We start from the raw sequence: 24703 nt of genomic DNA, 5'->3' as shown, positions 1-24703 counted from the left end.
AGGGACGTCGGGGATGAGCACCAAGGACTTCATCGAGAAGGACTACTACAAGGTCCTCGGCGTCCCCAAGGACGCCACCGAGGCCGAGATCAAGAAGGCGTACCGGAAGCTCGCCCGCGAGTACCACCCGGACGCCAACAAGGGGAACGCCAAGGCGGAGGAGCGGTTCAAGGAGATCTCCGAGGCGAACGACGTCCTCGGCGACCCCAAGAAGCGCAAGGAGTACGACGAGGCGCGCGCCCTCTTCGGCAACGGCGGGTTCCGTCCGGGGCCGGGCGCGGGCGGCGGCTCCTTCAACTTCGACCTCGGCGACCTCTTCGGCGGTCAGGCCGGCGGCCAGGGCGGCTTCGGCGGCGGGCTCGGTGACGTCTTCGGGGGCCTGTTCAACCGGGGCGGCCCGGGGACCCAGCGGACCCAGCCGCGCCGGGGCCAGGACATCGAGTCCGAGGTGACGCTCAGCTTCACCGAGGCCATCGAGGGCGCGACCGTCCCGCTGCGGATGTCGTCGCAGTCGCCCTGCAAGGCCTGTTCGGGCACCGGCGACAAGAACGGCACACCGCGCGTGTGCCCGACCTGCGTCGGCACCGGTCAGGTGGCGCGGGGCTCGGGCGGCGGCTTCTCGCTGACCGACCCCTGCCCGGACTGCAAGGGCCGCGGTCTGATCGCGGAGGAGCCCTGCGAGGTCTGCAAGGGCAGCGGCCGGGCCAAGTCCTCGCGGACGATGCAGGTGCGCATCCCCGCGGGGGTCAGCGACGGCCAGCGGATCAGGCTGCGCGGCAAGGGGGCGCCCGGCGAGCGGGGCGGCCCCGCGGGCGACCTGTACGTCGTCGTGCACGTCGGCGCCCACCCGGTCTTCGGCCGCAAGGGCGACAACCTGACGGTCACGGTGCCGGTGACGTTCCCCGAGGCGGCCCTCGGGGGCGAGATCCGGGTGCCGACGCTGGGCGGCCCGCCGGTGACGCTGAAGCTGCCGCCGGGCACACCCAACGGGCGCACCCTGCGCGCCCGCGGCAAGGGGGCGGTCCGCAAGGACGGCACCCGCGGTGATCTGCTGGTCACCGTCGAGGTGAGTGTTCCCAAGGACCTGTCGGGGAAGGCTCGTGACGCCCTGGAGGCGTATCGCGAGGCAACCGCGGACCAGGATCCGCGGGCGGAGCTGTTCCAGGCCGCGAAGGGAGCTTGATGCGATGGACGGCCGTCGACGCAACCCGTACGAACTGACCCAGGACACCCCGGTCTACGTCATTTCGGTGGCGGCCCAGCTCTCCGGCCTGCACCCGCAGACGCTGCGTCAGTACGACCGTCTGGGACTTGTGTCGCCGGACCGTACGGCGGGCCGGGGCCGGCGCTACTCGGCCCGTGACATCGAACTGCTCCGTCAGGTGCAGCAGTTGTCGCAGGACGAGGGCATCAACCTGGCCGGAATCAAGCGCATCATCGAACTGGAGAACCAGGTCGCCGCCCTCCAGGCCCGTGTGGCCGAACTGGAGGACGCGCTCGACGGCGCGGCGGCGGCCATGCGTCAGCGCGAGGCAGCCGTCCATGCCTCGTACCGCCGTGACCTGGTGCCCTACCAGGAGGTGCAGCAGACGAGCGCGTTGGTGGTCTGGCGTCCCAAGCGCCAGCAGCAGTCCGACTGACGGCGCGCGAAGGCGAAGAGGGGCCCGTGGGTTCGTTGAACCCACGGGCCCCTTCCCTTATGTACGAGCACACCTGTGGCTATGGTATGCCTGCGTGTCCAGGTGATCCCCGCGGAGTGTCCGCAGGACTTTCACGAGTTCAGCGCACCGTGTCGTGTTCATCTCGTTAAGTGGCTGCCTCTTGACGCGGTGGACGCCGAAGCGTTGGCTTTTCAGTCACATGGGCCGCAAAGCTGTGCCCACGTCCAATACGCACCTGAAGTGAGCCCTCGCATGCGTCGTATCGCCATATCCGTGGCCGCCGTCTCCATGTCCGTCACGCTCGCCGGCTGCGGCATGCTCGACGCGACGGGCAGCAGCGACGACGCGAGCCCCGTCAAGGGCGACGACATCACGGTGGGCCTGCTCCTCCCGGAGAAGGCCAACACGCGCTACGAGCAGTTCGACTACCCCATCTTCAAGAAGAAGGTGGAGTCGCTCACCAACAGCAAGGGCAAGGTCGAGTACGCCAACGCCGAGGCGGACGCGGACAAGCAGGCCTCCCAGATGCAGCGCATGATCGACAAGCAGGTCGACGTCATCGTGCTGGACGCGGTGGACGCGCACGGCATCGCGGAGAGCGTCTCCAAGGCGAAGGACGCCGGCATCCCGGTCATCGCCTACGACCGGCTCGCCGAGGGCCCGATCGACGCGTACATCTCCTTCGACAACTCCCTCGTCGGCGAGGTGCAGGGGCGCTCCCTGCTGGAGGCGCTGGGCGGCGACCTGAGTATCACCGACAAGATCGTGATGATGAACGGCTCGTCCACCGACCCCAACGCCAAGCAGTTCAAGGCGGGCGCGCTGTCCGAGCTCAAGGGCAAGGTCACCATCGCCAAGTCCTTCGACACCAAGGACTGGGACCCGAAGAACGCCGAGAAGAACATGAAGGAGGCCATCAGCGAGATCGGCCTCGACAACATCGAGGGTGTCTACTCCGCCAACGACGGCATGGCGGGCGGCATCGTCAAGGCGCTGCGCGCCGCGGGCGTGACCAAGCTGCCGCCCATCACCGGCCAGGACGCGGAACTCGCCGCGGTGCAGCGGATCGTGACCGGCGAGCAGTACATGAGCGTCTACAAGTCCTACCCCGAAGAGGCCGAGAACGCCGCAGAGATGGCCGTGGCGAAGGTCCAGGGCCGGGACATCCAGTTCGACGCGCTCACCCGCGACCGCGTCGACAGCCCCACCGACCAGGACATCCCGGCGCAGCTGGTGCCCGTGGTCGCGCTGACCCAGGACAACCTGGAGGACACCGTCCTCGCCGACGGCTTCTACGAGGTGTCCGACATCTGCACCGGCGAATTCAAGGACGCCTGCGCGGAGATCGGGCTCAAGCAGTAACTCTGTACGCGTCCGTACATATTCGGCCACCCGCCGGTCCCCGGGCCGGTGCGGTGGCCGGTCCCGTGTTGCACAGCAGGTTCCGGCCGCGCATAGTTGCGCTGCGGAAAGACGCTGATACCGGGGGTGGGATGGGCGATGGCCGGGCACGGGGCGGAGGAGCATCCGCACGGTGCTGACCGACTGTGCGAGGCCGGGGACCGCGTGTACTCCCGGGCCGTACGGCGCGGACGGCTGCCGCGCCGGGAGGCCGAGCGGGTCCCCTGCCTGCTGGAGCTGGCCCTGCTGCACCCCGACCCGGACGACATGGACTGGCTGGTCCCCACCTCCCCGCAGGAGGTCATGACCCGGCTGCTGCGCGGCATGTACGACGAGGTGAGCGCGAGCCAGCGCCGGGTCGGCTCGGCGGTCGCCGCCTTCGAGTGGTACGCGGGTCTCGGCCGCCAGGTGCCGGCCCCGGGCGGGTCCTCCGAGGGCCCCGCGATCCGCGTCCTGGACGGACTGGCGCGTATCCAGGCCGCGATGGACGAGGCGACGCAGGCGTGCACCACCGAGGTGCTCACCGTCCAGCCCGGCGGCATCCGGCGCGAGGCCGAGCTGTCGGAGGGCCTGCACCGGGCGATGGCGCTGCGTGGGCGGGGCGTGCGGATGCGGGACCTGTACACCCATGTGGCCCGGCACGGGCACGGGTTGCTCAGCTATCTGGAGCTGTTGGGCGACGCGGTGGAGGCGCGGACGCTGGACGAGGTCATCGAGCGGCTGATCCTCTTCGACCGCACGGTCGCCTTCATCCCCGCGAACTCCGAGCGCACGATGGCGCTGGAGCTGCGGCACCCGGCGCTGGTGGAGTACCTGGGCACGGTCTTCGAGCGCCTGTGGCGCCTCGCCATCCCGCTGACCGCGCCGCTCCCCGACACGGGCATCGAGGGCATCTCGCACCGCGAACAGTCCATCGCGGCACTCCTGGCGGAGGGCCACCAGGACGCGGTCGTCGCGGAACGCCTGGGCATCAGCGTCCGCACCTGCCGCGCCCACATCGCCCGCCTCTCGGAGACGCTGGGGGCGGCGAGCCGGACGCAGCTGGGGGTGCGGATCGCGCAGGCGGGGCTGGACGGCGCACGGCCGCCGGTGGTCATTCCGCCTGGTCGAGGATCCCCGACCGCCCGATGAGGTAGCCGAGCTGCGCGCGGCTGCCGCTGCCCAGGACCGCGGCGAGCTTGGCGATGTGCTCCCGCGCGGTGCGGATGTTCATGCCGAGCCGGTCGGCGATGACGGCGTCGGTGTGTCCCTCGACGAGCAGGGAGGCGATGGCGCGCTGGCGCGGGGTGACGCCGTTGAGGGTGGGCTTCCGGTCCGCCTCCGGGTACATGGGCGAGGCGAGGTGCCACAGCCGGTCGAAGGTGGTGACCAGGAACGTCACGATCGCCGGGTGCCGGACTTCCAGGGCCGTGGAGCGTTCGGGGCCGGCCGGGATGAAGGCGACCTCGCGGTCGACGATGACGAGACGGTCGGTGATCTCGTCCAGGGAGCGCGCCTCGACGTCGCCGCTGAGGCGTTCGTAGCGCCAGGCCAGCGAGGGCGCGTGGCGCAGGGTGTGCTGGTACAGGGCGCGGATGCGGCCGCCGCGGTCCAGCAGGGCCTGGTCGCGCCGGACGGCGGGCTCGTGGACGGCCGGGTCGAAGCGGACGTAGCTGCGGTACGGCTGGACCGCGAGGAGTTCCGTCGCGTCGGCCATCGCATCGCCGATGACCCGCCCGATGCGCTCCATGCCGTTGTGCCGGGTGACGAGGGAGGACTCCTGCTCCGCCGGCTCACGGGCGCGCAGCAGCGGGGCCAGGGTCTCCGCGAGCCGTTCCTGACGCCGCCGCTCCTCGGCGACGCGGTCCTCGGAGGCGCGCAGCAGCCGGTGCAGGGCGAGGTGCGGCGGGACTGGCTCCAGGCGCTCGGGGTCGTCCTGGGCGGGGCGGAGGAGGCCGAGGCGGAGCAGGAGGGGGGCCTCCGCGTCCGTCGCGGCGGGCAGGCGGCCCTCGTCCAGGGCACGGGCGTACAGGTCCAGTGCCTCCGCCCGGAGGGCCTCGGTGGCCTCGTGTGGCGCGTCGCCGCTCATGCTGGTCGCCCCCCGGTCAGTGGTCCTGCTCGAGAATGCCCGACTGTGCGATGAGATACCCCAGTTGGGCACGGCTTCCGCTGCCGAGCGCGGTGGCCAGTTTCGCTATGTGCGCCCGGCAGGTGCGGACGTTCATGCCGAGGCGGCGCGCGATGGCCTCGTCGACGTGTCCCTCGACGAGCAGCTTGGCGATCGAGTGCTGGATGTCGGTGAGGCCGTCCGCGGCGGTCTCGTAGGGGGTGCCGGCGGTGAGCGGGACCGCCCGGCCCCACATGAACTCGAAGACCTTGATGAGGTAGCGGACCAGCCCGGGGTGGCGCAGTTCGAGGGCGACCTGGCGGTCGTCCCGGACGGGGATGAAGGCGACGGTGTCGTCGCAGATGATGAGGCGTTCGACGAGCTCGTCGATGGTGCGGTACTCCACCTTGCCGTCGGCGAACTGCTCGGTCCAGGCGATGCGTTCGGGGTTGTACCGTGCGGTGTGCTGGTAGAGCGTCCTGATGCGCACCCCGCGTTCGATGAGGGGCCGGTCGCGCTCCAGCGCCTCGATCAGGCGCTGCTCCGGGTGACGGTTCTTCGGCTGGACGGTGAGGACTTCGTGCCGGCATTGCGAGGTCGCCAGGTCGAGCGCCTCGTTGATCCTGTCGAGTCCTTCGAGCACGGTGATGGAGTGTGCCGGTTCCGTCAGGGGTGCGCCGAGTCCTATGAAGGGCTCGAACGTCTCCGCCAGTTCCATGGTCAGCCGTCTGCGTTCGGTGATCTCGCGCTCGATCGGGTCGAGGCGCTGCGCCAGGACGACGGACGGCGGGACGGGGCGCAGCCAGTCGGGGTCGTCGGGATCGGGGTGGAGCAGGGAGAAGTCGACCAGGCAGGGTGCGGCTTCGGCCTCCGCCCGGGGGATACGTCCCGTGCGCAGAGCGTTCGCGTACAGACGACTTCCTTCCGCGCACAGCTCCGTCATGGGATGGGGATGCACGGTTTTGGTCCGATTCGTTGACAAATCTCCACCCCCCAGGCTCCTGAACATGCAGGAACATGATGCACCGATCGTGTGGCCATGACGTGCCCGAATGAGCCATCGTCTTACTTGACGGGGGAAAAGGGGACCTTCGAGTGAGGACGAAGCCGACTATGCGTAAGAGAATGCTTCGCTCGGTGCTTGTCGCCGCCTTCTCCGCCGTTGTGGCCTTCGGTGCGCTGAGTGGCCCTGCCGGCGCACAGAGCGACGTGGAGGGTGACACGGTCTGGTCGAGTGAGGCCGTGGGCGCGGGTGACGGCGAGGACGTGGTCTACCGCCCGGCAGACACTGTCTGGAGCTGACGTGACCACCCCACCTGACGACCGCTCCTTCCGGCGCGAGATGGCCACCGCCTACCGGTCCGGATGGCACTTCATCGACCTGGTCACCGCCATCCCCCACAGCGGTGACTCGTTGATGGTGACCGTCTTCGGTGAGCCCGTGGTCGTCACCCGCGACGAGGACGGCGACGTGCGGGCGTACCGGTGCCTGCGCCGGCCCAGGGGGGCGCCCAAGCCCGTCCGGTGCGCCATCCGGTACGGCATGATCTTTGTGAACCTGGACCAGCGGGACCACCGTCAGGTGGAGTCCGACTCCCGGTCCCCGCGGACCATCTCGGCCACCCCCCGCAGTGCCTGACGCGATTCCCCCGTCGTAAAAAGATCGCGCAGGTGCTTCCCCCCGCAGCGGCGTCACCGTGACCTGAACACGGTGACGCCGCTGCAGTTTTGGGCGACATTTCGGGGTATCACCCGGGTCGGCTGATGGCCGGAAGCCATCGCTTTCCGGTGATGATCACACCGCTCCTCACCCTCGCCCCATCGCCCGCGTGAGGGCGATCTCGATGACGACCCGGTCCGGGTTGGGCCCCGGCATCCGCCCGTACCGCTCGGCGTACCGCTCCACCGCGTCCTGGACCCGCTCCGGCCCCGTGCGTACCCGCGCGCGTCCCTCCAGCGTCGCCCACCTCCCGCCGTCCACCTGGCAGACCGCGACGGGCGCCCCTTCGTCCCCGGCCGCCCGGATGTGGCGGACCTTCGCGCTGGTCCGGTTGGTGATCACCCGTGCGAGCAGATGTTCCGGGTCGTAGGTGACCCCGACGGGTACCAGATGTGGCGTGCCGTCCGGGCGGAGCGTGGTCAGCGTGCACAGGTGCCGCTCGCGCCAGAAGCTGAGATAGGAGGCGTCCGGATCGCCCGGATCGACCGAATACGTGAGGGCCATGCCCCGGAACTTAGCCCTCAAGCCCTCGCGGGTACGACCTTGAGTGGAATAGACTCAAGTTTGTGGACGTTGGCCGAGTCAGCCAGACGCACGCCGAGGGTCATCGAAGGGCACCAAGGAGGAGAACGGACACGTGGACGCCGAGCTGACCAACCGGAGCCGGGACGCACTGGCCGCCGCCGGCAACCGGGCCGTGACCGAGGGGCACCCCGACCTCACCCCCGCACACCTGCTGCTCGCCCTGCTCGCCGGGCAGGAGAACGAGAACATCACGGACCTGCTCGCCGCGGTGGACGCCGACCAGGCCGCCGTACGCGCCGGGGCCGAGCGCGTCCTCGCCGGGCTGCCGAGCGTCACCGGATCCACGGTGGCGCCGCCCGAGCCCAACCGTGAGCTGCTCGCCGTCGTCGCGGACGCGCAGGCCCGCGCGAAGGAGCTCGGCGACGAGTACCTGTCCACGGAGCATCTGCTGATCGGCATCGCCGCCAAGGGCGGGGCCGCCGGGGAGGTACTGTCCCGGCAGGGCGCCACCGCGGACAAGCTGCAGGAGGCCTTCCAGAAGGCGAGGGGGACGCGCCGGGTGACCACTCCCGACCCGGAGGGCCAGTACAAGGCCCTCGAGAAGTTCGGCACCGACCTGACCGCCGCCGCCCGCGAGGGCAGGCTGGACCCCGTCATCGGACGGGACCAGGAGATCCGGCGGGTGGTGCAGGTGCTCAGCCGCCGTACCAAGAACAACCCCGTGCTGATCGGTGAGCCGGGCGTCGGCAAGACCGCCGTCGTCGAGGGGCTCGCCCAGCGGATCGTCAAGGGCGACGTGCCCGAGTCGCTGAAGAACAAGCGGCTGGTCGCGCTCGACCTGGGCGCGATGGTCGCGGGCGCCAAGTACCGCGGCGAGTTCGAGGAGCGGCTGAAGACCGTGCTCGCGGAGATCAAGGAGTCCGACGGGCAGATCATCACGTTCATCGACGAGCTGCACACGGTCGTCGGCGCGGGCGCCGGAGGCGACTCCGCGATGGACGCCGGCAACATGCTGAAGCCGATGCTGGCGCGCGGCGAGCTGCGCATGGTCGGCGCGACCACGCTGGACGAGTACCGCGAGCGGATCGAGAAGGACCCGGCGCTGGAGCGGCGCTTCCAGCAGGTGCTGGTCGCCGAGCCGTCCGTGGAGGACTCCATCGCGATCCTGCGCGGCCTCAAGGGCCGTTACGAGGCGCACCACAAGGTGCAGATCGCCGACAGCGCGCTGGTCGCCGCGGCGACCCTCTCCGACCGGTACATCACCTCCCGCTTCCTGCCGGACAAGGCCATCGACCTGGTCGACGAGGCCGCCTCCCGGCTGCGGATGGAGATCGACTCCTCGCCCGTCGAGATCGACGAGCTGCAGCGGGCCGTGGACCGGCTGCGGATGGAGGAGCTGGCCCTCAGCAAGGAGACGGACCAGGCCTCCAAGGAGCGCCTGGAGAAGCTGCGCCGCGACCTCGCCGACAAGGAGGAGGAGCTGCGCGGTCTCACCGCCCGCTGGGAGAAGGAGAAGCAGTCCCTCAACCGGGTCGGTGAGCTGAAGGAGAAGCTGGACGAGCTGCGCGGCCAGGCCGAACGCGCCCAGCGCGACGGCGACTTCGACACGGCGTCCAAGCTGCTCTACGGCGAGATCCCGGCCCTCGAACGCGACCTGGAGGCCGCCTCCGAGGCCGAGGAGGAGGTCGCGAAGGACACCATGGTCAAGGAGGAGGTCGGCGCGGACGACATCGCCGACGTCGTCGCCTCCTGGACCGGCATCCCGGCCGGCCGCCTGATGGAGGGCGAGACGCAGAAGCTGCTGCGCATGGAGGAGGAGATCGGCAAGCGGCTGATCGGGCAGTCCGAGGCCGTGCGCGCCGTCTCCGACGCGGTGCGGCGTTCGCGCGCCGGGGTGTCCGACCCGGACCGGCCCACCGGCTCCTTCCTGTTCCTCGGCCCGACCGGTGTCGGCAAGACCGAGCTGGCCAAGGCGCTCGCGGACTTCCTCTTCGACGACGAGCGGGCGATGGTCCGCATCGACATGTCGGAGTACAGCGAGAAGCACAGTGTGGCCCGGCTGGTCGGCGCGCCCCCCGGCTACGTCGGCTACGAGGAGGGCGGCCAGCTCACCGAGGCGGTGCGGCGCCGGCCGTACAGCGTGGTGCTGCTGGACGAGGTGGAGAAGGCGCACCCGGAGGTCTTCGACATCCTGCTCCAGGTGCTGGACGACGGCCGTCTCACCGACGGCCAGGGCCGCACGGTGGACTTCCGCAACACGATCCTGGTGCTGACGTCGAACCTGGGCAGCCAGTACCTGGTGGACCCGGTCAGCTCCGAGGAGGAGAAGCGGGAGCAGGTGCTCGAGGTGGTCCGGGCGTCGTTCAAGCCGGAGTTCCTCAACCGCCTGGACGACCTGGTCGTCTTCTCCGCGCTCACCAAGGCCGAGCTGGAGCGGATCGCGGGGCTCCAGATCGACGGGCTGGCCCGTCGGCTCGCCGAGCGGCGGCTCACCCTGGACGTCACGCCCGAGGCGCTTCAGTGGCTGGCCGAGGAGGGCCTGGACCCGGCGTACGGCGCGCGGCCGCTGCGCCGGCTGGTGCAGACCGCGATCGGCGACCGGCTCGCCAAGGAGATCCTGTCCGGCGAGATCAAGGACGGCGACACGGTCCGGGTGGACCGTTTCGGGGACGAGCTGATCGTCGGCCCCGCCACGGGCAAGACACTCTGAGTCACGCTTCCGCTTGCCGGGCCTGACGTGACGTGCGGATCTCCCGCGCGCACGTTGGGCCCGCGGTCTTTCCGGGTACCCCGGACCTGACCGGATCGAGTCAGCCCTCGGCTGACAGGCCCCGTCGGGGCTTGCCACCCCCCTCCCCGCATGGGGGAGGATGGCGGGATCCGTACGAAGGGAAATACACGGTGACCATCGACCCGTCCTCGATTCCGAATTTCGGGGGCCAGCAGCCCGAGCCGCAGCCCCAAGGACCGGCGGGCCCCGTCGTCCCGGATCAGGACCTCGTGAAGCAGCTCCTCGACCAGATGGAGCTCAAGTACGTCGTCGACGACGAGGGTGACCTCGCGGCGCCGTGGGAGCAGTTCCGCACGTACTTCATGTTCCGTGGGGAGGGCGACCAGCAGATCTTCTCCGTCCGGACGTTCTACGACCGGCCGCACCAGATCGACGAGAAGCCCGCGCTGCTGGAGTCCATCGACGACTGGAACCGGCGCACGCTGTGGCCCAAGGTGTACACGCACACCCATGACGACGGCACGGTCCGTCTCATCGGTGAGGCGCAGATGCTGATCGGCATGGGCGTCAGCCTGGAGCACTTCGTCTCCTCGACGGTCAGCTGGGTGCGGGCCGCCATCGAGTTCGACAAGTGGCTCGTCGAGCAGCTCGGCCTGGAGCAGGAGATCAACGACGCGGACAAGCCCGACGACGACGCGTAAGCGCCCACACGCGCGAGCGGCGGCGCCGGCCAGGCGCCCGCCGTGAGGGAGCCCAGCCCGGCCCGAAGACCGGCCCACCGGCCGGTCACGGTGCCGGGCTCTCTCCTGCGTGTTTTCCGCCCTGCCGGGCTGCCTATCCTTGGGGCCATGACAGCCGAGCCGGCCCCGCGCGACGACGACCGAGGCGGCCTGCGCGCCTCCCACGACGACCGTGAGGCGGTGGTGGAGCAGCTGCGCGACGCGGCCGCCGAGGGCCGCATCGACCTCGACGAGCTGGACGAGCGGCTGGAGCGGGCGCTGACCGCGAAGACCTACGCGGAGCTGGACACCCTCACCGCCGACCTGCCGAGGCCGCCGTCCCCGGCCGACCTGCCGATCCTGGAACTGAAGGGCGGCCTCCACGGAGCGTCCCGCGGCCCCGCCCGCTGGGAGGTCCCGGCGCATGTGATCGCGCGCGGCGGCCTGGGCGGGGTGAAGGTCGACTTCAGCCGCGCCGAGTGCCGGCTGCCCGAGGTCACGGTGGAGGCGTACGGGGAGGCGGCGGGCGTGACGATCGTCGTCCCGGACGGCTGGGAGGCCGACACCGGCGCCTTCGACCCCGGCATCGGCGGTCTGAAGGACACCACCACCCCGGGCCGTCTCCCGGGCACCCCCCTGATCCGCGTCGTCGGCTCCGGCGGCATGGCGGGCGTGGTGGTCCGGCACCCGAACCGGTGGGAGCGGCGGAAGCTGGCGAGCAACCCGCCGCGGGGTTAGCCGCGGGTCGCCGGACCGCCGATCCTGCGGGTGAGGCGGCCGATCAGCACCGCGTTGACCAGGCCGGCGAGGGTGATGCCGGCGGTGAAGAGCAGCGTGCCCAGCCAGGGGAGTGCGTACTCGGCGGGCGACGAGACCGCCACGGCGAGAAAGCTGAGCGGGGCCGCCGCGAGGATCGGCCAGATGCCCGCGAACCCGGGGTCCGGCGACAGCAGCACGGCGTACAGGAAGGTGCCCAGGGCCGCCGCGACCACGGCGACGTAGACCCGTGCGGGCCAGTTGTCGACGGCGGCCGCGAGCAGCGCGCGGCGCGGGCGCGCCGAGGGCGCCTGGACCGGGAGCTGCTCCGCCGGTCTGCGGTCCGGTCTGCGGAGGAGCGCGCCGACCGCGGCGGCGTTCACCAGGGCGCACAGCAGCAGCCACCCGCCCCCCACCACGGCCGCCGCCACCTGGGCCGGCCCGCTCCCCGCCGCAACGGCCCCGAAGGGAAGGAGGATCGGCAGGAAGGACAGTGGCGCCGTGAGCAGCGTCGGCGCCATGGCGTACGGACTGTCCGGGGCGACGACCGGCGCCAGGACGCCGAGGCCGACGACTCCCAGGTAGGCGCGGGCGGCCAGGCCGTCCGTGGCGAGTGCGAGGAGGCGACGCGGGCTGAAGCGGGGAGAGGTCGGCATCGAAGGCCCTTCCTGAGCCGGTACGGGTTGGTGTTCGCCACGATGACCGGCAACGCCGTGCCCCGGCATGAGTACCGGTACTCAGCACCGGCGCTAGGGCACTCATCCGCACCCCCGTCGAGGTCAACCCGTACTCACCAGCGCGCACTCCGCCCACACCGTCTTCCCCACCGGCTCCCGCGGCTCCCACCCCCAGCGCTCCGCCAGGACGTCCACCAGGAGCAGGCCCCGGCCGGACTCGCCCTCGGGCGGCGCCACGGGCGTGGCCAGGGGAGGCCGCTTGTCCGAGGCGGCGTCCGCGACTTCGGCCCGGACCAGGCCCGCCGTCCGGTCGAGCACCAGCCGTACGCCGAAGTCCCGGCCCGGGACGTGTCCGTGCCGTACGGCGTTCGCTGCCAACTCCCCTACAACCAGGGCGACCGTGCACGACACGTCCGACGCCGGCGGGTGTCCCCACCCCTCCAGACACCGCACGGCGAACCGCCGGGCGAGCCGCGCGCCGTGCGGCGAGGAGGGGAACTGCGCTGCGGCCGTGGGGGCGAGGGGTTCTGTGAGCACGGCGTGGTCCGTCCTTCTCTGTGAGTGACTTGTCACGTTCCGTGGTCAACGTTCGACGGTCCGGCCTACTCTCAGAAGGGGGTGCGGGCTTACCTTTCAGGCCATAAGGAACGGAAGTGACGCTTTGGCCAACGGAATTGACCCCAGTACGTCGATGGCCGCGCTGTTCGGCGCACGGGTGCGGAGACTGCGGACGGCGGCCGGGCTCACGCAGGCCGAACTCGGCGCGCTCACCCACGTGGTGAGCACCCGGATCACCCAGATCGAGCGCGCGTCGGGCGCGAAACCGACGCTGGAGCTGGCGCGGGCGTTGGATGCGGCGCTCGGTGCGGACGATCTGCTCGTGGAGCTGTGGCCGTACGTGTACCGGGAGGCGTTTCCGGACTGGTCGCGGAAGTTCATGGAGTACTCGGAGCGGGCGGTCGCGGTGCGGCAGTACGCGGCCCATGTGGTGCCGGGTCTGTTGCAGACCGAGGACTACGCCAGGGCTGTGCTCAAAGTCGGCCGAACGCTCAGCAGCGAGGCGCAGTTGGAGGAGCGGGTCGCCCTCCGCATGGGACGACAGGAGCGCCTCGGCGCGCCGGATCGGCCGGAGCTGTGGGTCGTGCTCGACGAGGCGGTGCTCCGGCGCCCGGTGGGCGGGTTGCCGGTGATGCGCGACCAGTTGACGCGGCTGCTCGCTTCGGCGACCGAGCCCCACATCACCGTGCAGGTACTGCCGTTCGACCAGGGAGAGCACGACGTCATGGGCGGCTCCCTGACGGTCCTCACCATGCCGGACGGCAGGGAGGTGGCCTACACGGAAGGCGCGCACCACGGTCAACTCGTCGAAGAACCGGACGAGGTCGCGAGTCTCGCGCTGACCTACGATCGGCTGCGGGCGGCAGCGCTGCCCCCGCTCATGTCGCTCGACATGATCCGATCCGTGAGGGAGGACAACCACCGTGGAGCGAACGTCCCGTCCCGATCTGAGCGTCGCCGCGTGGCGCAAGAGCAGCTACAGCAATCAGGAAGGGGGCGACTGCGTGGAGGTGGCCGACGGCCTCCCCGGCCTCGTCCCCGTACGTGACAGCAAGGTCCCGCAGGGGCCGGCCCTCTGCTTCGCCGGCACCTCCTGGGCCGCCTTCATAGGCGACCTCAAGTCCCGCCGCTCCTGAGCCGGTTCGCGCCCACCGATCCCTCGTCCGCGAGGGCCCGGTGGGCCGCTGACCTCCCCAAAGAACCGGGAGAAAGAACTACCCACCCGCCCACCCTCCCCGCCGGACGGCGGCGCTTCACTCGTGCGGGTGACCGGCTTGCAGGGGCGGGACATGGGCCGTTACGTTCGCGGCGACAACCGCAAACAGAGACGGCCCCCGGCCGGGACTGGCATCCCGAACGAGGGCCTGACCGATCAGGAAGTAGCCCCTTCCCGATGGCTGACTCGCAGTCTAACGCGCGCCTGCGCGCCGACGCCGGTGCTCCGCGCTCCGGAGTGATCCACGTTCGCACCCGTCTCACGGCCGACTTCACCGTGGTCGCCAACGCCCTCGCGCAGCGGCGTGGCAGCGCGGTCACCGTCGGCGTCGCGGTGTACATCCTGTCCCTGCCCAGCGGCAGTCCCGTGACCATCGCGGCCCTGTGCGCGCACTTCACCGAGGGCGAGATCCTGATCTCGCGTGCGCTGAGGGAACTGGAGGCCGCCGGTTACCTGGAGCGCCGCCGCGAGCGGATGCCGTCGGGGCAGATCCGTACGCGGACGTACTTCTACGACGTGCCCGGGGGCACCCCGGAGCCGGACCCGGACGGTCCGCCGGACCCGGAGCCGGACGGTCCGCCGGACCCGCCCCGCCCTTCCAAGCGTCCCGTGGCCGACGAGACCCCCGCCGAGGAACCGTCGGTGGCACTCACCGAAGCGGACCCGCAGGCGGTCGCCGTACTCGCGTCCCTCCGCCACGTCGACCCACGCCTGGTGCTGTCCGAACGGGAGGCCGTGCGACTGGCGCCCGCCGTCACCGCGTGGCTGGCGGCCGGTGTCACAGCCGCCCAGATCACCAGAACGCTGACGACAGGCCTCCCCGACCGCTTCCTGACCCGCCCGGCGGGCCTCCTCGCCTTCCGCCTCCGCGAGACCCCGCTGCCCGCCCCGCCACCCCCGGAGCCCGTGGCCCGCCCGTCCGTCCCGCCCCTCCAGACCTGCGACGGCTGCGACCGCGCCTTCCGCGCCCCGCACCCCGGCCACTGCCGGGACTGCCGCGTCACGATGCCGACCGCCGCCTGACCTCACAGAGAGGTCCGCAACGCCACAGCTCAGCGCCCCGCGTTCTTGAGGCGCGCCGCCGCCTCCTCCAGTACATGCCGCTGCTTGCAGAAGGCGAAGCGGACGAAGGGCGCGCCCATGTCCTGGTGGTCGTAGAAGACCGCTGTGGGGATGGCGACGACGCCCGCGCGTTCCGGGAGGGCGCGGCAGAAGGCGATGCCGTCGGACTCGCCGAGGGGGCGGATGTCGGCGGTGATGAAGTAGGTGCCGGACGGGCGGTAGACGGCCAGGCCCGCCTCCTCCAGGCCCGCCGCGAGGACGTCCCGCTTGGCGAGCATGTCCGCCCGGAAGCCGGTGAAGTACGACTCGGGCAGGGCGAGCGCCTCGGCGACCGCGTACTGGAAGGGGCCCGCGGAGACGTAGGTGAGGTACTGCTTGGCCGAGCGGACGGCCGTGACCAGCGCGGGGGAGGCGGTGATCCAGCCGACCTTCCAGCCGGTGAAGGAGAAGGTCTTGCCCGCGCTGGAGATGGTGACCGTGCGGTCGCGCATGCCGGGGAAGGACGCGAGGGGGATGTGCTCGGCGTCGTCGAAGACGAGGTGCTCGTAGACCTCGTCGGTGACGACGAGGAGGTCCCGTTCCACCGCCAGCTCGGCGATGGACGCCAGCTCCTCGCGGGTGAGGACGGTGCCGGTGGGGTTGTGCGGGGTGTTGATCAGCAGGAGGCGGGTGCGGTCGGTGACGGCGTCGCGCAGCTCGTCCAGGTCGAGGCGGAAGCGGCCCTCGCCGGGGCGGAGCGTGACGGGGACGCGGGTGCCGCCGGCCATGGCGATGGAGGCGGCGTAGGAGTCGTAGTACGGCTCCAGGGCGATCACCTCGTCGCCCGGCTCGACCAGCGCGAGCAGGGAGGCGGCGATCGCCTCGGTCGCGCCGGCGGTGACCAGGACCTCGGTGTCGGGGTCGACGGACAGGCCGTACCGGCGCTGTTGGTGGGCGGCGATGGCGGTGCGCAGCTCGGGGATGCCGGGGCCCGGCGGGTACTGGTTGCCGCGCCCGTCCCGCAACGCCCGCACGGCGGCCTCCCTGACCTCCTCGGGCCCGTCGGTGTCGGGGAATCCCTGCCCGAGGTTGATGGCCCCGGTGCGCAGGGCCAGCGCCGACATCTCGGCGAAGATCGTCGTCCCGAACTCCGCGAGCCGACGGTTGAGAAGAGGACGATCACTGGAGGTCATGCGGGCCATCCTCCGCCGGATCGAGGGCGTCCTCAACTCACCGGCGCCGACGCGTGCGTGTGAAACCTCTGGAGTTGCTCAACTCTGCTTTGGGCGCGGAGCGAGGAGGGCATCTCCCGGTCACACCGTGAGCCAGGCACCCACGGGGGGATGCCACGGGGGATCACGGGGGGACACGGAAGGAGGGTGGCGCCATGATCGTCGGCATCATCCTGGTCGTCGGTTTCGTCCTGGTCGTGACGTTCGCCGTGCGGGCGTCCCGGGGCTCCGGAGCGGGTTCGGGGGGCGGCGGGAGTCACTCCGGGAGCCACTCCGGCGGCAGCTGGTGGGCCGGGGACAGCGGGGGTGGGCACGGATGTGGAGCGTCCTCCGGCGGAGGCTCGTCCTGCGGAGGCGGGTCGTCCTGCGGAGGGGGCGGATGCGGCGGTGGAGGCGGCTGACACGGGGCAGCGCGGCTCCACTTCGGGAGAACGCATCCGCGGCAGCGGGGTCCGCACCTGGGGCGGGCCCCGCTGTGGTGTCTCCGGAGGTGGTGAACCAACCGGTTCCGGATACCGCGTTGTGCGCCGGAGCGCACCGAAGTCAGGGGCGTACGCCGTAGTTGAACACGTGAGCTGTGGAGCCCCCCAGGGGATGGAAAGCCCACGAAGTTGGGTAAAAACGCTGTGGTGGCGGCACAGTTCATGATTCCCTATAAATCAACCAGCGCAGCCGTCGGATCTCCCCGCGGACCCTCTTCCAGCCGGGTGACCGGGCTGACGGGCCGAGTCCCCGGTCCCCGGGGGTGCGCGGACCCGTATCTCTCTCCTGTGTGCTTGCGGAGCCGATCCATGCTCACGACCCTGAACACCGCCTATTCAGATACGCGCGCCGCCGATCTCGCCTGGGCTCTGGGCCGCGAGCCCCTTCCGGCACTGGCCACCCTCGACCTGGAACTCCAGGGCGCCAAGCTGCAGTTGAGACTGCTCGGCGCCTCCCACCAGGTGCTGCTCGAGGAGGAGCGCGGCCTCTGCTCGGAGACGGTGGCGTGCATCCCGGGCAGCAGCACGCCGCTCCCGCTCGGCGTGGCCAAGCGGGTGGACGACTGGGAGTACGAGTTCGCCGCCCGGGTGGAGGTGCTGCCTCCGGGCGCCTTCGCCGGCCGGGCGCAGGAGCTGCTCGCCCTGGTCTCGGACCACCCGCAGGGACTGGCCGGCGTCTTCCCCGGCAGCCCGCACGCGTTCACCGCGATGCTCGCCCGCTGTCACGAGGGCCAGTTCCACTGGCGCACCTGGCACGCCTACCCGCAGGACGGCCAGCTCGTGGCCACCCGGACCCGGGTCGGAGCACGCGTCACCGCGCGCACCGGGGCCGTGCGGGCGTAAACAAATATCACGCGTGTGGGTGACGTTGTGCGATGAGTGCGTGACGTAACGTCCCTGGGGTGATCGATCGGCAGGCCCCCGTTCCGCCCGGCTCCACGCAGACCTGGGACGGTCCGGACGGCCCCCGTAAGGGCGACCCGGGCGACGCGGACGCCCCGGGCGACGCGGACGGCCCGGACGGCCCGGGGAGCACGGTCCCGCTGCCCGTGCGGCAGGGCACCGGACGGTGGCTGGTCCTCGCCGGGGTGTTCGTCTGCGCGGCGTGCGGACTGGTGTACGAGCTGGAACTCGTCGCGCTCGCCGCGTACTTGATGGGCGACTCCGTCGCCCAGACCTCCGTCGTGCTGTCCGTGATGGTCTTCGCGATGGGCATCGGCTCCCTCGCCGCGAAACGGCTGCGGCGGCACGCGGCGGCCGGGTTCGGCGCGATCGAGGCGGCCCTCGCTCTGGTCGGCGGATGCAGCGCCATGGCGCTGTACGCGGTGTTCGCCTGGACCGGCGACTGGGGCGGGATGTGGGCGAGCGGCCCGCGCTGTCTGCTCGTCGCGTTCTCCCTCGCCACCGGGCTGCTCATCGGCGCCGAGGTGCCGCTGCTGATGGAGCTGATCCAGCGGATCCGCCGGCAGGACGCGGGCGGCGCGGTCGCCGACCTGTCCGCCGCGGACTACGTGGGCGCGCTGGTCGGCGGACTCGCCTTCCCCTTCCTTCTCCTGCCCGTCCTCGGCCAGTTGACGGGTGCGCTCATCACCGGCGCGGTCAACGCCGTCGTCGGCGGCGCGCTCGTCCTCGGGCTGTTCCGGCACGACCTCACCCCGCGCGCCCGCCGGCTGCTGCTCACCGCCAACGTGTGCGTGCTCGTGGTGCTCGCCTCGGCGGCCGTCCTCGTCGACGACTTCGAACGGGCCGCCCGGCACGCGCTGTACGGGCCCGATGTACGGGTCGCCGTGCACACCGACGTGCAGGAGGTGCTGCTCACCGGCGGGCGGGGCGGGCGGCCGCTCAACCTGTTCCTCGACGGGCGGCTGAAGGTCAGCGGGAGCGACGAACTCCGGTACCACGAGGCCCTGGTGCACCCCGCGATGCCCGGACGGCACGCGCGCGTGCTGGTGCTCGGCGGGGGCGACGGGCTCGCCGTGCGCGAGGTGCTGCGGCATCCCGGCGTACGGCGGGTCGACGTCGTCGAACTCGACGCGGGCGTGGTGCGGCTGGCCCGCACCGACCCCGCGCTGTCCCGCCTCAACGCGCACTCCTTCGACGACCCGCGCGTCCACGTCACGACCGCCGACGCCTTCGACTGGCTGCGGACCGCGCCCGCCGGGGCGTACGACGTCGTGGTGGCCGACCTGCCGCACCCCGGCATCACCGCCAGCACCAAGCTGTACGCGCAGGAGTTCTACGGGCTGGCCCGGCAGGTGCTCGGCCCGGGCGGGCGGCTCGTGGTGCACGGCGGTGCGGTCGCGTCCCGGCCCCGTGACTTCTGGACGCTCGACGCCACCCTGCGCGCGGCCGGACTGCGCACCACCGCGTACCGGGTGGGCGGACGGCAGGCCGGGTCCGCGGCCGGACCCGACCGCGGGCCCGCGGACACGGCCCGCGCCCACCGCGACTGGGGGTTCGTGCTGGCCGCCGACCGGCACGCCCCGCGGCCCCGTCTCGACCCCGCCGGACCCCGGCCCCGCACGCTCACCGACGCGTCCCTCGCCGCGGACGTCCGGGCGGCGCAACGCACCCGGGTGCCCGGACTCCCGCCGTCCACACTGATCCACCCCCGGTACGGCGACTGACGCGCCGCGACTTCTCGCGGACGGGGGTGCGGTACGGCGTCGCGTGGGTAGGCTCCGCACTCATGGAGCACGAGGTGTTCGTTCCGGTCGAGGCGGAGCGGCTCAGGGAGGTGCTGGACGACCCCGCGCGGGTCGCCCGGGCGGTGCCCGGGCTCCAGCACGACGCCGGTGCGGAACCCGTCACCGGGCGGCTGAAGGTACGGATCGGCGGCTCCTCCATCACCTACCGCGGGTCGGTGCGGATGTCCGCGCGGGACGACGGCGGCTACTCCGTCGAGGGCGAGGCGTCCGAGGCGCGCGGCGACGGGACGGTGCGGCTGTCCCTGCGGCTGACGCCGCGCCCCGCCGACGCGGGTACGGAGCTCGTCGTCACGGGGACCGCCACGGCGGACGGCCGCGTCACGGACCTCCCGCGGGACGCGGTGACCTCGGCGGTCGCCCGCCTGCTGAACCGCTTCGCGGAGAACCTCGCCACGGCGGCGGACGAGCTCGCGGAGCCGCCGGCGCCCCTGGAATCCCCGGAACATCTGGCGGCCGGCGACTTCGAATCCGGCGTGACGACGGACTTCGAGACCACCCCGGAGGCGGAGGACCCGCCTCCGCCGCCACCGCAACGGCCCACGGGCGGGTCGGCGTCCACGTCCCCGTCGGACACCGGCGCGGGGGAGGAGCCCACGCCCGCCTCGGACGCGACACCCGGCGCGGAGGAGGACCCCGGCTCCGCGCCCGCTCCGGAGGCCGAGCCCGGGACGGAAGCCGCGTCCACGCCGGACGACGGACAGGCCCCGGACGACGGACAGGCCCCGGACGACGGACCGGCCCCGGACGACGGTCCGGCGCCCTCGCCCCCCGAGCCCTTGGACGCGGGCCTCCCGGACGCCGTCGACGGCCGCCCCCTCCCCGGTGACGACGCCGACGACTCCCTCGCCGAGGCGGCACACGCGCGCCGGACGATGATCGGCCGCAGCGCCGAAGAGGTCGACCACGCACCCCCACGCGGCCGCTACGCCCCGGTCCCGGCCCCCCAGACGGTCACGTCCTCCACCCCCCTCCGCTGGGCGGCCCCGGCAGCGGCCCTGGCGGTCGCCTCGGCGGTCGTGGCGATCAGGGCCCTACGGCGCCGCCGCTGACGCCCGCTCCCACCCCGTGATCCCCCCAGTAGGGTCGAGGCGTGAGTAACGAACACATCACGCTGACCGCGGGTGACGCGGAGGTGGACGTGCTGCCGGGGAACGGCGGGCGGGTCGGGGGGCTGCGGCTCGGGGGTGTGGAGCTGTTGCGGCAGGGGGAGCGGTTCGGGTGTTTCCCGATGGTTCCCTGGTGCGGGCGGCTGCGGGACGGGCGGTTCATGGACGGCGGCACCGTGCGGCAGATGCCGCTCAACGCGCCCCCGCACGCCATCCACGGCACCGCGCGCAACGCCCCCTGGCGCACCGCCCGCAAGAGCACCGACGAGGCCGTGCTGACGTACGACCTGACCGATCCGTGGCCGTACCCGGGGCGGGTCACGCAGCAGGTGGCGCTCACGGAGGACGCGCTGACGCTCACCATGAGCGTCGAGACGCACGGCTCGTCGTTCCCCGCGCAGCTCGGCTGGCACCCGTGGTTCCTGCGCAACCTCGGCGGTGAGGACGTGACGATCGACTTCGAGCCTGCCTGGCAGGAGGAGCGCGGGGAGGACCATCTGCCGACCGGGCGGCGTATCGACCCGCGGCCCGGCCCGTGGGACGACTGCTTCGGGATGCCCGGCGGCGTCGACGTCACCCTCACCTGGCCGGGGCAGCTCCGGCTGAAGGTGACCAGCCGCGAGGAGTGGGTCGTCGTCTACGACGAGCAGGACGAAGCCGTCTGCGTGGAGCCGCAGACCGGGCCGCCGGACGGGCTGAACACCCACCCGCGCCTGGTCACCCCGCTGGAGCCGCTGGAGGCCTCCACGACCTGGACCTGGACCCGGCTTTAAGCTGACAGGCATGACGGACACGCGTGGCGCGCTGCTGCAGCAGATCAAGGACAAGGCCGTGGTGCACGGCAAGGTGACCCTCTCCTCGGGCATCGAGGCCGACTACTACGTCGACCTGCGCCGCATCACCCTCGACGGCGAGGCCGCCCCGCTCGTCGGACAGGTGCTGCTGGACCTGACCGACGAGCTGGAGTTCGACGCGGTCGGCGGGCTCACCATGGGCGCCGACCCCGTCGCCGCCGCCATGCTGCACGCCGCCGCCGCGCGCGGCCGCAAGCTGGACGCGTTCGTCGTGCGCAAGGCCGCCAAGGCGCACGGCCTGCAGCGCCGCGTGGAGGGCCCGGACATCAAGGGCCGCCGCGTGCTGGTCGTGGAGGACACCTCCACCACCGGTGGCTCCCCGCTCACCGCCGTGGAGGCCGTGCGCGAGGCCGGCGCCGAGGTCGTGGCCGTGGTGACGATCGTCGACCGGGCCACCGGCGCCGCCGAGAAGATCCGCGACGGCGCCGGGGTGCCGTACCTGTTCGCCTACTCCAAGGACGAACTCGGCCTGGACTGACCCGTCCGGCCCCGGCCGACCGGCCATCCACAGGGCGGACGGCGGGATGGACGTTCCGGCCGAGTCTGGAAGGATGTGACCGACAATGACGTCGCATCCAAGGTTCCAGGTCAGGGCCGACAGTACGCAGCACCCCACACCGCACTCTTAAGGAGCGGACAGATGCCCATCGCAACTCCCGAGGTCTACAACGAGATGCTCGACCGGGCGAAGGCAGGCAAGTTCGCCTACCCGGCCATCAACGTCACCTCGTCCCAGACCCTGCACGCGGCTCTGCGCGGCTTCGCCGAGGCAGAGAGCGACGGCATCGTGCAGATCTCCACGGGCGGTGCCGAGTTCCTGGGCGGCCAGCACAACAAGGACATGGTGACCGGCGCCGTCGCGCTCGCCGAGTTCGCGCACATCGTCGCCGAGAAGTACGACGTCAACATCGCCCTGCACACGGACCACTGCCCGAAGGACAAGCTCGACGGCTACGTGCGCCCGCTGCTCGCGGTGTCCGAGGAGCGCGTCAAGGCCGGCCGCAACCCGCTGTTCCAGTCCCACATGTGGGACGGCTCCGCGGAGACCCTCGCGGACAACCTGTCGATCGCGCAGGAGCTGCTGGAGCGCGCCCGCGCCGCGAAGATCATCCTCGAGGTCGAGATCACCCCGACCGGCGGCGAGGAGGACGGCGTCTCCCACGAGATCAACGACTCCCTCTACACCACGGTCGACGACGCGATCCGCACCGCCGAGGCGCTCGGCCTGGGCGACAAGGGCCGCTACCTGCTCGCCGCGTCCTTCGGCAACGTGCACGGCGTGTACAAGCCGGGCAACGTCGTCCTCCGTCCCGAGCTGCTGAAGGAGCTCAACGAGGGCGTCGCCGCCAAGTACGGCAAGCCGGCCGGCTCCCAGCCGTTCGACTTCGTGTTCCACGGCGGCTCGGGCTCCACCGAGGAGGAGATCCGCACCGCCCTGGAGAACGGCGTCGTCAAGATGAACATCGACACCGACACCCAGTACGCGTTCACGCGTCCGGTCGCGGACCACATGTTCCGCAACTACGACGGCGTCCTGAAGGTCGACGGCGAGGTCGGCAACAAGAAGACCTACGACCCGCGCACCTGGGGCAAGCTGGCCGAGGCGTCGATGGCCGCCCGCGTCCTGGAGGCCTGCAAGCACCTGCGTTCCACGGGCACCCGCATCAAGTAACCCGCGCGCCCGACCCGCACGCACGCACACGAAGGAGCCCGGCACCTGCCCAGGTGCCGGGCTCTTCCGTATGCTCCCGGTATGCCCGATGTCCGGCTGGCGTCCCCCCAGGGCAGGTGGATCCTGTTCACCACGGTCCTCGGCTCCGGCATGGCCCTGCTCGACTCGACCGTCGTCAACGTCGCCCTGCCGCGCATCGGCGAGGACCTCGACGCCGACCTCGCCGCGCTCCAGTGGACCGTCAACGCCTACCTGGTCACGCTGGCCGGGCTGATCCTGCTGGGCGGGGCGCTCGGCGACCGGTTCGGGCGGCGCCGGGTGTTCGTCGTCGGCGTGCTGTGGTTCGCCGCGGCCTCCCTGCTGTGCGGGATCGCGCCGAACGAGGGCGTGCTGATCGCGGCCCGGGCGCTCCAGGGCGCGGGCGGCGCGCTGCTCACCCCCGGCTCGCTCGCGCTGATCCAGGCGTCCTTCCACCCCGACGACCGGGGCCGCGCGGTCGGCCTGTGGTCCGGCTTCGGCGGCATCGGGGCGGCCGTGGGGCCGTTCCTCGGCGGCTGGCTGGTGGACGGGCCGGGCTGGCGCTGGGTGTTCCTGATCAACGTGCCGCTCGCCCTGCTGTGCGCGCCGGTCGCCGTGCGCCATGTGCCCGAGTCGGCGGGCGCCAGGGCGGAGGGACGCTTCGACGTGTTCGGCTCGGCGCTCGGCGCGGTCGCCCTCGCGCTGGTGACGTACGCGCTGATCGGGGCCGGCGACGGCTCCCCGCTGGTCGTCGTGTCCGCGGTGGCGGGGCTCGCCGCCGCCGTCGCGTTCGTGCTGGTGGAGAAGCGGCGGCCGGGCCCGATGATGCCGCTGGAGATCTTCGCGTCCCGCCAGTTCTCCGCGGTCAACGGCGTCACCCTGTGCGTGTACGCGGCGTTCGGCGGGTTCTTCTTCCTCGCCGCGCTCCAGCTCCAGGTGGTCGTCGGCTGGTCCGCCCTCGCCGCCGGCACCGCGCTGCTGCCGACGACCGCCCTGATGCTGCTGCTCTCCGCCCGCTCGGGCGAGCTGGCCGACCGGATCGGCCCGCGCCTGCCCCTGACCGTCGGCCCGCTGCTGGCCGCCGCCGGGATGCTGCTGATGCTGCGGGTCGGGCCGGACGCCTCCTACGCCGCCGACGTGCTGCCCGCGCTGCTGGTGCTGGGCCTCGGCATGGTCACCCTCGTCGCGCCCCTCACGGCGTCCGTGCTGGCCTCCGTGGACACCGCGCGGGCGGGCCTGGCCAGCGGGGTCAACAACGCCGCCGCCCGGGCCGCGGGACTGCTCGCGGTGGCCGCGCTGCCGCTGCTCGCCGGGATGGGCCCCGAGGCGTTCCGGCAGCCCGCGCGGTTCGACGCCGCCTTCGACCGGGCGATGCTGCTGTGCGCGGGCATCCTGGTGATCGGCGCGGTCCTCGCCGCCGCGACCGTGCGCCGTCCCGCGCCGGGCTGCCGGCGCCCCGAGTGCCGTACCCACGGCAGTGTGGCCGTGCCCCCGCTGGAGGCGGACCCGCGCCGGGGGAGCACCGCCCTGTGATGTACGA

At 72.0% G+C, this 24703-nt stretch carries 25 protein-coding genes; 19 read left to right on the top strand and 6 right to left on the bottom strand.

Annotation, left to right across the window (positions count from 1 at the left end; translation table 11 throughout):
• Positions 1–13 precede the first annotated feature (13 nt).
• From dnaJ to ACQY0Z_RS05950, 4 genes are all read left to right on the top strand, one after another.
• On the top strand, positions 14–1183 hold the full coding sequence (gene dnaJ, locus ACQY0Z_RS05965) for a molecular chaperone DnaJ (protein WP_189897634.1): 1170 nt from the start codon (positions 14–16) through the stop codon (positions 1181–1183).
• Positions 1184–1187: 4 nt separating this feature from the next.
• A complete protein-coding gene (locus ACQY0Z_RS05960) occupies positions 1188–1640 on the top strand; it encodes a heat shock protein transcriptional repressor HspR (RefSeq protein WP_006134641.1) in 453 nt (150 codons plus the stop codon).
• A 273-nt stretch (positions 1641–1913) separates the two neighbouring features.
• On the top strand, positions 1914–3023 hold the full coding sequence (locus ACQY0Z_RS05955) for a sugar ABC transporter substrate-binding protein (RefSeq protein WP_381726072.1): 1110 nt from the start codon (positions 1914–1916) through the stop codon (positions 3021–3023).
• A gap of 138 nt (positions 3024–3161) precedes the next feature.
• Positions 3162–4193, top strand: coding sequence for a helix-turn-helix transcriptional regulator (locus ACQY0Z_RS05950; protein WP_189897631.1), 1032 nt, complete (start codon positions 3162–3164; stop codon positions 4191–4193).
• Here ACQY0Z_RS05950 and ACQY0Z_RS05945 read toward each other — a convergent pair.
• Together ACQY0Z_RS05945 and ACQY0Z_RS05940 are read right to left on the bottom strand one after the other, a co-directional pair.
• Positions 4156–5130: a helix-turn-helix transcriptional regulator gene (locus ACQY0Z_RS05945; protein ID WP_189897629.1), complete on the bottom strand. Its 975-nt coding sequence runs from the start codon at positions 5128–5130 to the stop codon at positions 4156–4158. The two genes, ACQY0Z_RS05950 and ACQY0Z_RS05945, sit on opposite strands and share 38 nt — an antisense overlap.
• 16 nt (positions 5131–5146) lie before the next feature.
• Positions 5147–6091 carry a hypothetical protein gene (locus ACQY0Z_RS05940; protein ID WP_019524254.1) on the bottom strand — a complete coding sequence of 315 codons (945 nt, stop codon included), beginning with the start codon at positions 6089–6091 and terminating at the stop codon, positions 5147–5149.
• A gap of 170 nt (positions 6092–6261) precedes the next feature.
• Here ACQY0Z_RS05940 and ACQY0Z_RS05935 point away from each other — a divergent pair, with 170 nt between their 5' ends.
• Together ACQY0Z_RS05935 and ACQY0Z_RS05930 are read left to right on the top strand one after the other, a co-directional pair.
• A complete protein-coding gene (locus ACQY0Z_RS05935; protein WP_254587288.1) occupies positions 6262–6450 on the top strand; it encodes a hypothetical protein in 189 nt (62 codons plus the stop codon).
• Between the two features lies 1 nt (position 6451).
• A complete protein-coding gene (locus ACQY0Z_RS05930) occupies positions 6452–6787 on the top strand; it encodes a hypothetical protein (RefSeq protein WP_189897628.1) in 336 nt (111 codons plus the stop codon).
• Positions 6788–6955: 168 nt separating this feature from the next.
• On the opposite strand, the gene ACQY0Z_RS05925 is transcribed toward ACQY0Z_RS05930, so the two are convergent.
• Positions 6956–7372: a pyridoxamine 5'-phosphate oxidase family protein gene (locus ACQY0Z_RS05925; RefSeq protein ID WP_381726077.1), complete on the bottom strand. Its 417-nt coding sequence runs from the start codon at positions 7370–7372 to the stop codon at positions 6956–6958.
• 133 nt (positions 7373–7505) lie between these two features.
• On the opposite strand from ACQY0Z_RS05925, the gene clpB reads away from it, so the two are divergent.
• From clpB to ACQY0Z_RS05910, 3 genes are all read left to right on the top strand, one after another.
• The gene (gene clpB, locus ACQY0Z_RS05920; protein WP_254587286.1) at positions 7506–10103 is read left to right on the top strand and encodes an ATP-dependent chaperone ClpB; all 2598 of its coding nucleotides are present in this window, start codon (positions 7506–7508) and stop codon (positions 10101–10103) included.
• Positions 10104–10294: 191 nt separating this feature from the next.
• Positions 10295–10825 (top strand): YbjN domain-containing protein, encoded by a 531-nt coding sequence (locus ACQY0Z_RS05915; protein WP_020700092.1) that lies wholly within the window; start codon positions 10295–10297, stop codon positions 10823–10825.
• A 147-nt stretch (positions 10826–10972) separates the two neighbouring features.
• Complete coding sequence (locus ACQY0Z_RS05910) at positions 10973–11581, top strand: DUF1707 SHOCT-like domain-containing protein (protein WP_439811928.1); 609 nt, start codon at positions 10973–10975, stop codon at positions 11579–11581.
• On the opposite strand, the gene ACQY0Z_RS05905 is transcribed toward ACQY0Z_RS05910, so the two are convergent.
• Both ACQY0Z_RS05905 and ACQY0Z_RS05900 read right to left on the bottom strand, forming a co-directional pair.
• A complete protein-coding gene (locus tag ACQY0Z_RS05905; RefSeq protein WP_381729338.1) occupies positions 11578–12255 on the bottom strand; it encodes an SCO4225 family membrane protein in 678 nt (225 codons plus the stop codon). The two genes, ACQY0Z_RS05910 and ACQY0Z_RS05905, sit on opposite strands and share 4 nt — an antisense overlap.
• A 123-nt stretch (positions 12256–12378) precedes the next feature.
• Positions 12379–12813 carry an ATP-binding protein gene (locus tag ACQY0Z_RS05900; RefSeq protein WP_254587284.1) on the bottom strand — a complete coding sequence of 145 codons (435 nt, stop codon included), beginning with the start codon at positions 12811–12813 and terminating at the stop codon, positions 12379–12381.
• Between the two features lie 154 nt (positions 12814–12967).
• On the opposite strand from ACQY0Z_RS05900, the gene ACQY0Z_RS05895 reads away from it, so the two are divergent.
• From ACQY0Z_RS05895 to ACQY0Z_RS05885, 3 genes are all read left to right on the top strand, one after another.
• Positions 12968–13882, top strand: coding sequence for a helix-turn-helix domain-containing protein (locus ACQY0Z_RS05895; protein ID WP_254587283.1), 915 nt, complete (start codon positions 12968–12970; stop codon positions 13880–13882).
• Positions 13839–13970, top strand: coding sequence for a DUF397 domain-containing protein (locus ACQY0Z_RS05890; RefSeq protein ID WP_337662796.1), 132 nt, complete (start codon positions 13839–13841; stop codon positions 13968–13970). Before ACQY0Z_RS05895 ends, ACQY0Z_RS05890 begins: the two co-directional genes overlap by 44 nt.
• A gap of 257 nt (positions 13971–14227) precedes the next feature.
• Positions 14228–15073, top strand: coding sequence for a hypothetical protein (locus ACQY0Z_RS05885; RefSeq protein ID WP_381726084.1), 846 nt, complete (start codon positions 14228–14230; stop codon positions 15071–15073).
• Between the two features lie 29 nt (positions 15074–15102).
• On the opposite strand, the gene ACQY0Z_RS05880 is transcribed toward ACQY0Z_RS05885, so the two are convergent.
• A complete protein-coding gene (locus ACQY0Z_RS05880; RefSeq protein ID WP_254588621.1) occupies positions 15103–16293 on the bottom strand; it encodes a pyridoxal phosphate-dependent aminotransferase in 1191 nt (396 codons plus the stop codon).
• Between the two features lie 821 nt (positions 16294–17114).
• Between ACQY0Z_RS05880 and ACQY0Z_RS05875 the strand changes: the two genes are divergently transcribed.
• The 7 genes from ACQY0Z_RS05875 (at position 17115) to ACQY0Z_RS05845 (ending at position 24696) form a co-directional block, all read left to right on the top strand.
• Positions 17115–17648: a DUF2617 family protein gene (locus tag ACQY0Z_RS05875; protein ID WP_189897614.1), complete on the top strand. Its 534-nt coding sequence runs from the start codon at positions 17115–17117 to the stop codon at positions 17646–17648.
• Between the two features lie 59 nt (positions 17649–17707).
• Positions 17708–19432, top strand: a complete 1725-nt coding sequence (locus tag ACQY0Z_RS05870; protein WP_439811927.1) for a polyamine aminopropyltransferase — start codon at positions 17708–17710, stop codon at positions 19430–19432.
• Between the two features lie 62 nt (positions 19433–19494).
• Positions 19495–20562 (top strand): SRPBCC domain-containing protein, encoded by a 1068-nt coding sequence (locus tag ACQY0Z_RS05865; RefSeq protein ID WP_439811926.1) that lies wholly within the window; start codon positions 19495–19497, stop codon positions 20560–20562.
• 41 nt (positions 20563–20603) lie between these two features.
• On the top strand, positions 20604–21392 hold the full coding sequence (locus tag ACQY0Z_RS05860) for an aldose 1-epimerase (protein ID WP_381726090.1): 789 nt from the start codon (positions 20604–20606) through the stop codon (positions 21390–21392).
• A 10-nt stretch (positions 21393–21402) separates the two neighbouring features.
• Positions 21403–21951 (top strand): orotate phosphoribosyltransferase, encoded by a 549-nt coding sequence (gene pyrE / locus ACQY0Z_RS05855; RefSeq protein ID WP_254588459.1) that lies wholly within the window; start codon positions 21403–21405, stop codon positions 21949–21951.
• 162 nt (positions 21952–22113) lie between these two features.
• On the top strand, positions 22114–23145 hold the full coding sequence (gene fbaA / locus ACQY0Z_RS05850; protein ID WP_019524277.1) for a class II fructose-bisphosphate aldolase: 1032 nt from the start codon (positions 22114–22116) through the stop codon (positions 23143–23145).
• Positions 23146–23226: 81 nt separating this feature from the next.
• Complete coding sequence (locus tag ACQY0Z_RS05845; protein WP_381729347.1) at positions 23227–24696, top strand: MFS transporter; 1470 nt, start codon at positions 23227–23229, stop codon at positions 24694–24696.
• Positions 24697–24703: the final 7 nt, after the last annotated feature.

Source organism: Streptomyces sp. P9-2 (genome assembly GCF_051903975.1).
GTDB classification, from domain to species: domain Bacteria; phylum Actinomycetota; class Actinomycetes; order Streptomycetales; family Streptomycetaceae; genus Streptomyces; species Streptomyces cellulosae.
This window is presented reverse-complemented; position numbering and strand designations above follow the sequence as displayed.

What these genes read in the sequence shown, in the direction of transcription:
- dnaJ (WP_189897634.1), top strand. Translation starts at nt 14, where the DNA reads ATGAGCACCAAGGACTTCATCGAGAAGGACTACTACAAGGTCCTCGGC.
- ACQY0Z_RS05960 (WP_006134641.1), top strand. Translation starts at nt 1,188, where the DNA reads ATGGACGGCCGTCGACGCAACCCGTACGAACTGACCCAGGACACCCCG.
- ACQY0Z_RS05955 (WP_381726072.1), top strand. Translation starts at nt 1,914, where the DNA reads ATGCGTCGTATCGCCATATCCGTGGCCGCCGTCTCCATGTCCGTCACG.
- ACQY0Z_RS05950 (WP_189897631.1), top strand. Translation starts at nt 3,162, where the DNA reads ATGGCCGGGCACGGGGCGGAGGAGCATCCGCACGGTGCTGACCGACTG.
- ACQY0Z_RS05945 (WP_189897629.1), bottom strand. Translation starts at nt 5,130, where the DNA reads ATGAGCGGCGACGCGCCACACGAGGCCACCGAGGCCCTCCGGGCGGAG.
- ACQY0Z_RS05940 (WP_019524254.1), bottom strand. Translation starts at nt 6,091, where the DNA reads ATGACGGAGCTGTGCGCGGAAGGAAGTCGTCTGTACGCGAACGCTCTG.
- ACQY0Z_RS05935 (WP_254587288.1), top strand. Translation starts at nt 6,262, where the DNA reads ATGCGTAAGAGAATGCTTCGCTCGGTGCTTGTCGCCGCCTTCTCCGCC.
- ACQY0Z_RS05925 (WP_381726077.1), bottom strand. Translation starts at nt 7,372, where the DNA reads ATGGCCCTCACGTATTCGGTCGATCCGGGCGATCCGGACGCCTCCTAT.
- ACQY0Z_RS05910 (WP_439811928.1), top strand. Translation starts at nt 10,973, where the DNA reads ATGACAGCCGAGCCGGCCCCGCGCGACGACGACCGAGGCGGCCTGCGC.
- ACQY0Z_RS05905 (WP_381729338.1), bottom strand. Translation starts at nt 12,255, where the DNA reads ATGCCGACCTCTCCCCGCTTCAGCCCGCGTCGCCTCCTCGCACTCGCC.
- ACQY0Z_RS05895 (WP_254587283.1), top strand. Translation starts at nt 12,968, where the DNA reads ATGGCCGCGCTGTTCGGCGCACGGGTGCGGAGACTGCGGACGGCGGCC.
- ACQY0Z_RS05885 (WP_381726084.1), top strand. Translation starts at nt 14,228, where the DNA reads ATGGCTGACTCGCAGTCTAACGCGCGCCTGCGCGCCGACGCCGGTGCT.
- ACQY0Z_RS05880 (WP_254588621.1), bottom strand. Translation starts at nt 16,293, where the DNA reads ATGGCCCGCATGACCTCCAGTGATCGTCCTCTTCTCAACCGTCGGCTC.
- ACQY0Z_RS05875 (WP_189897614.1), top strand. Translation starts at nt 17,115, where the DNA reads ATGCTCACGACCCTGAACACCGCCTATTCAGATACGCGCGCCGCCGAT.
- ACQY0Z_RS05865 (WP_439811926.1), top strand. Translation starts at nt 19,495, where the DNA reads ATGGAGCACGAGGTGTTCGTTCCGGTCGAGGCGGAGCGGCTCAGGGAG.
- pyrE (WP_254588459.1), top strand. Translation starts at nt 21,403, where the DNA reads ATGACGGACACGCGTGGCGCGCTGCTGCAGCAGATCAAGGACAAGGCC.
- fbaA (WP_019524277.1), top strand. Translation starts at nt 22,114, where the DNA reads ATGCCCATCGCAACTCCCGAGGTCTACAACGAGATGCTCGACCGGGCG.
- ACQY0Z_RS05845 (WP_381729347.1), top strand. Translation starts at nt 23,227, where the DNA reads ATGCCCGATGTCCGGCTGGCGTCCCCCCAGGGCAGGTGGATCCTGTTC.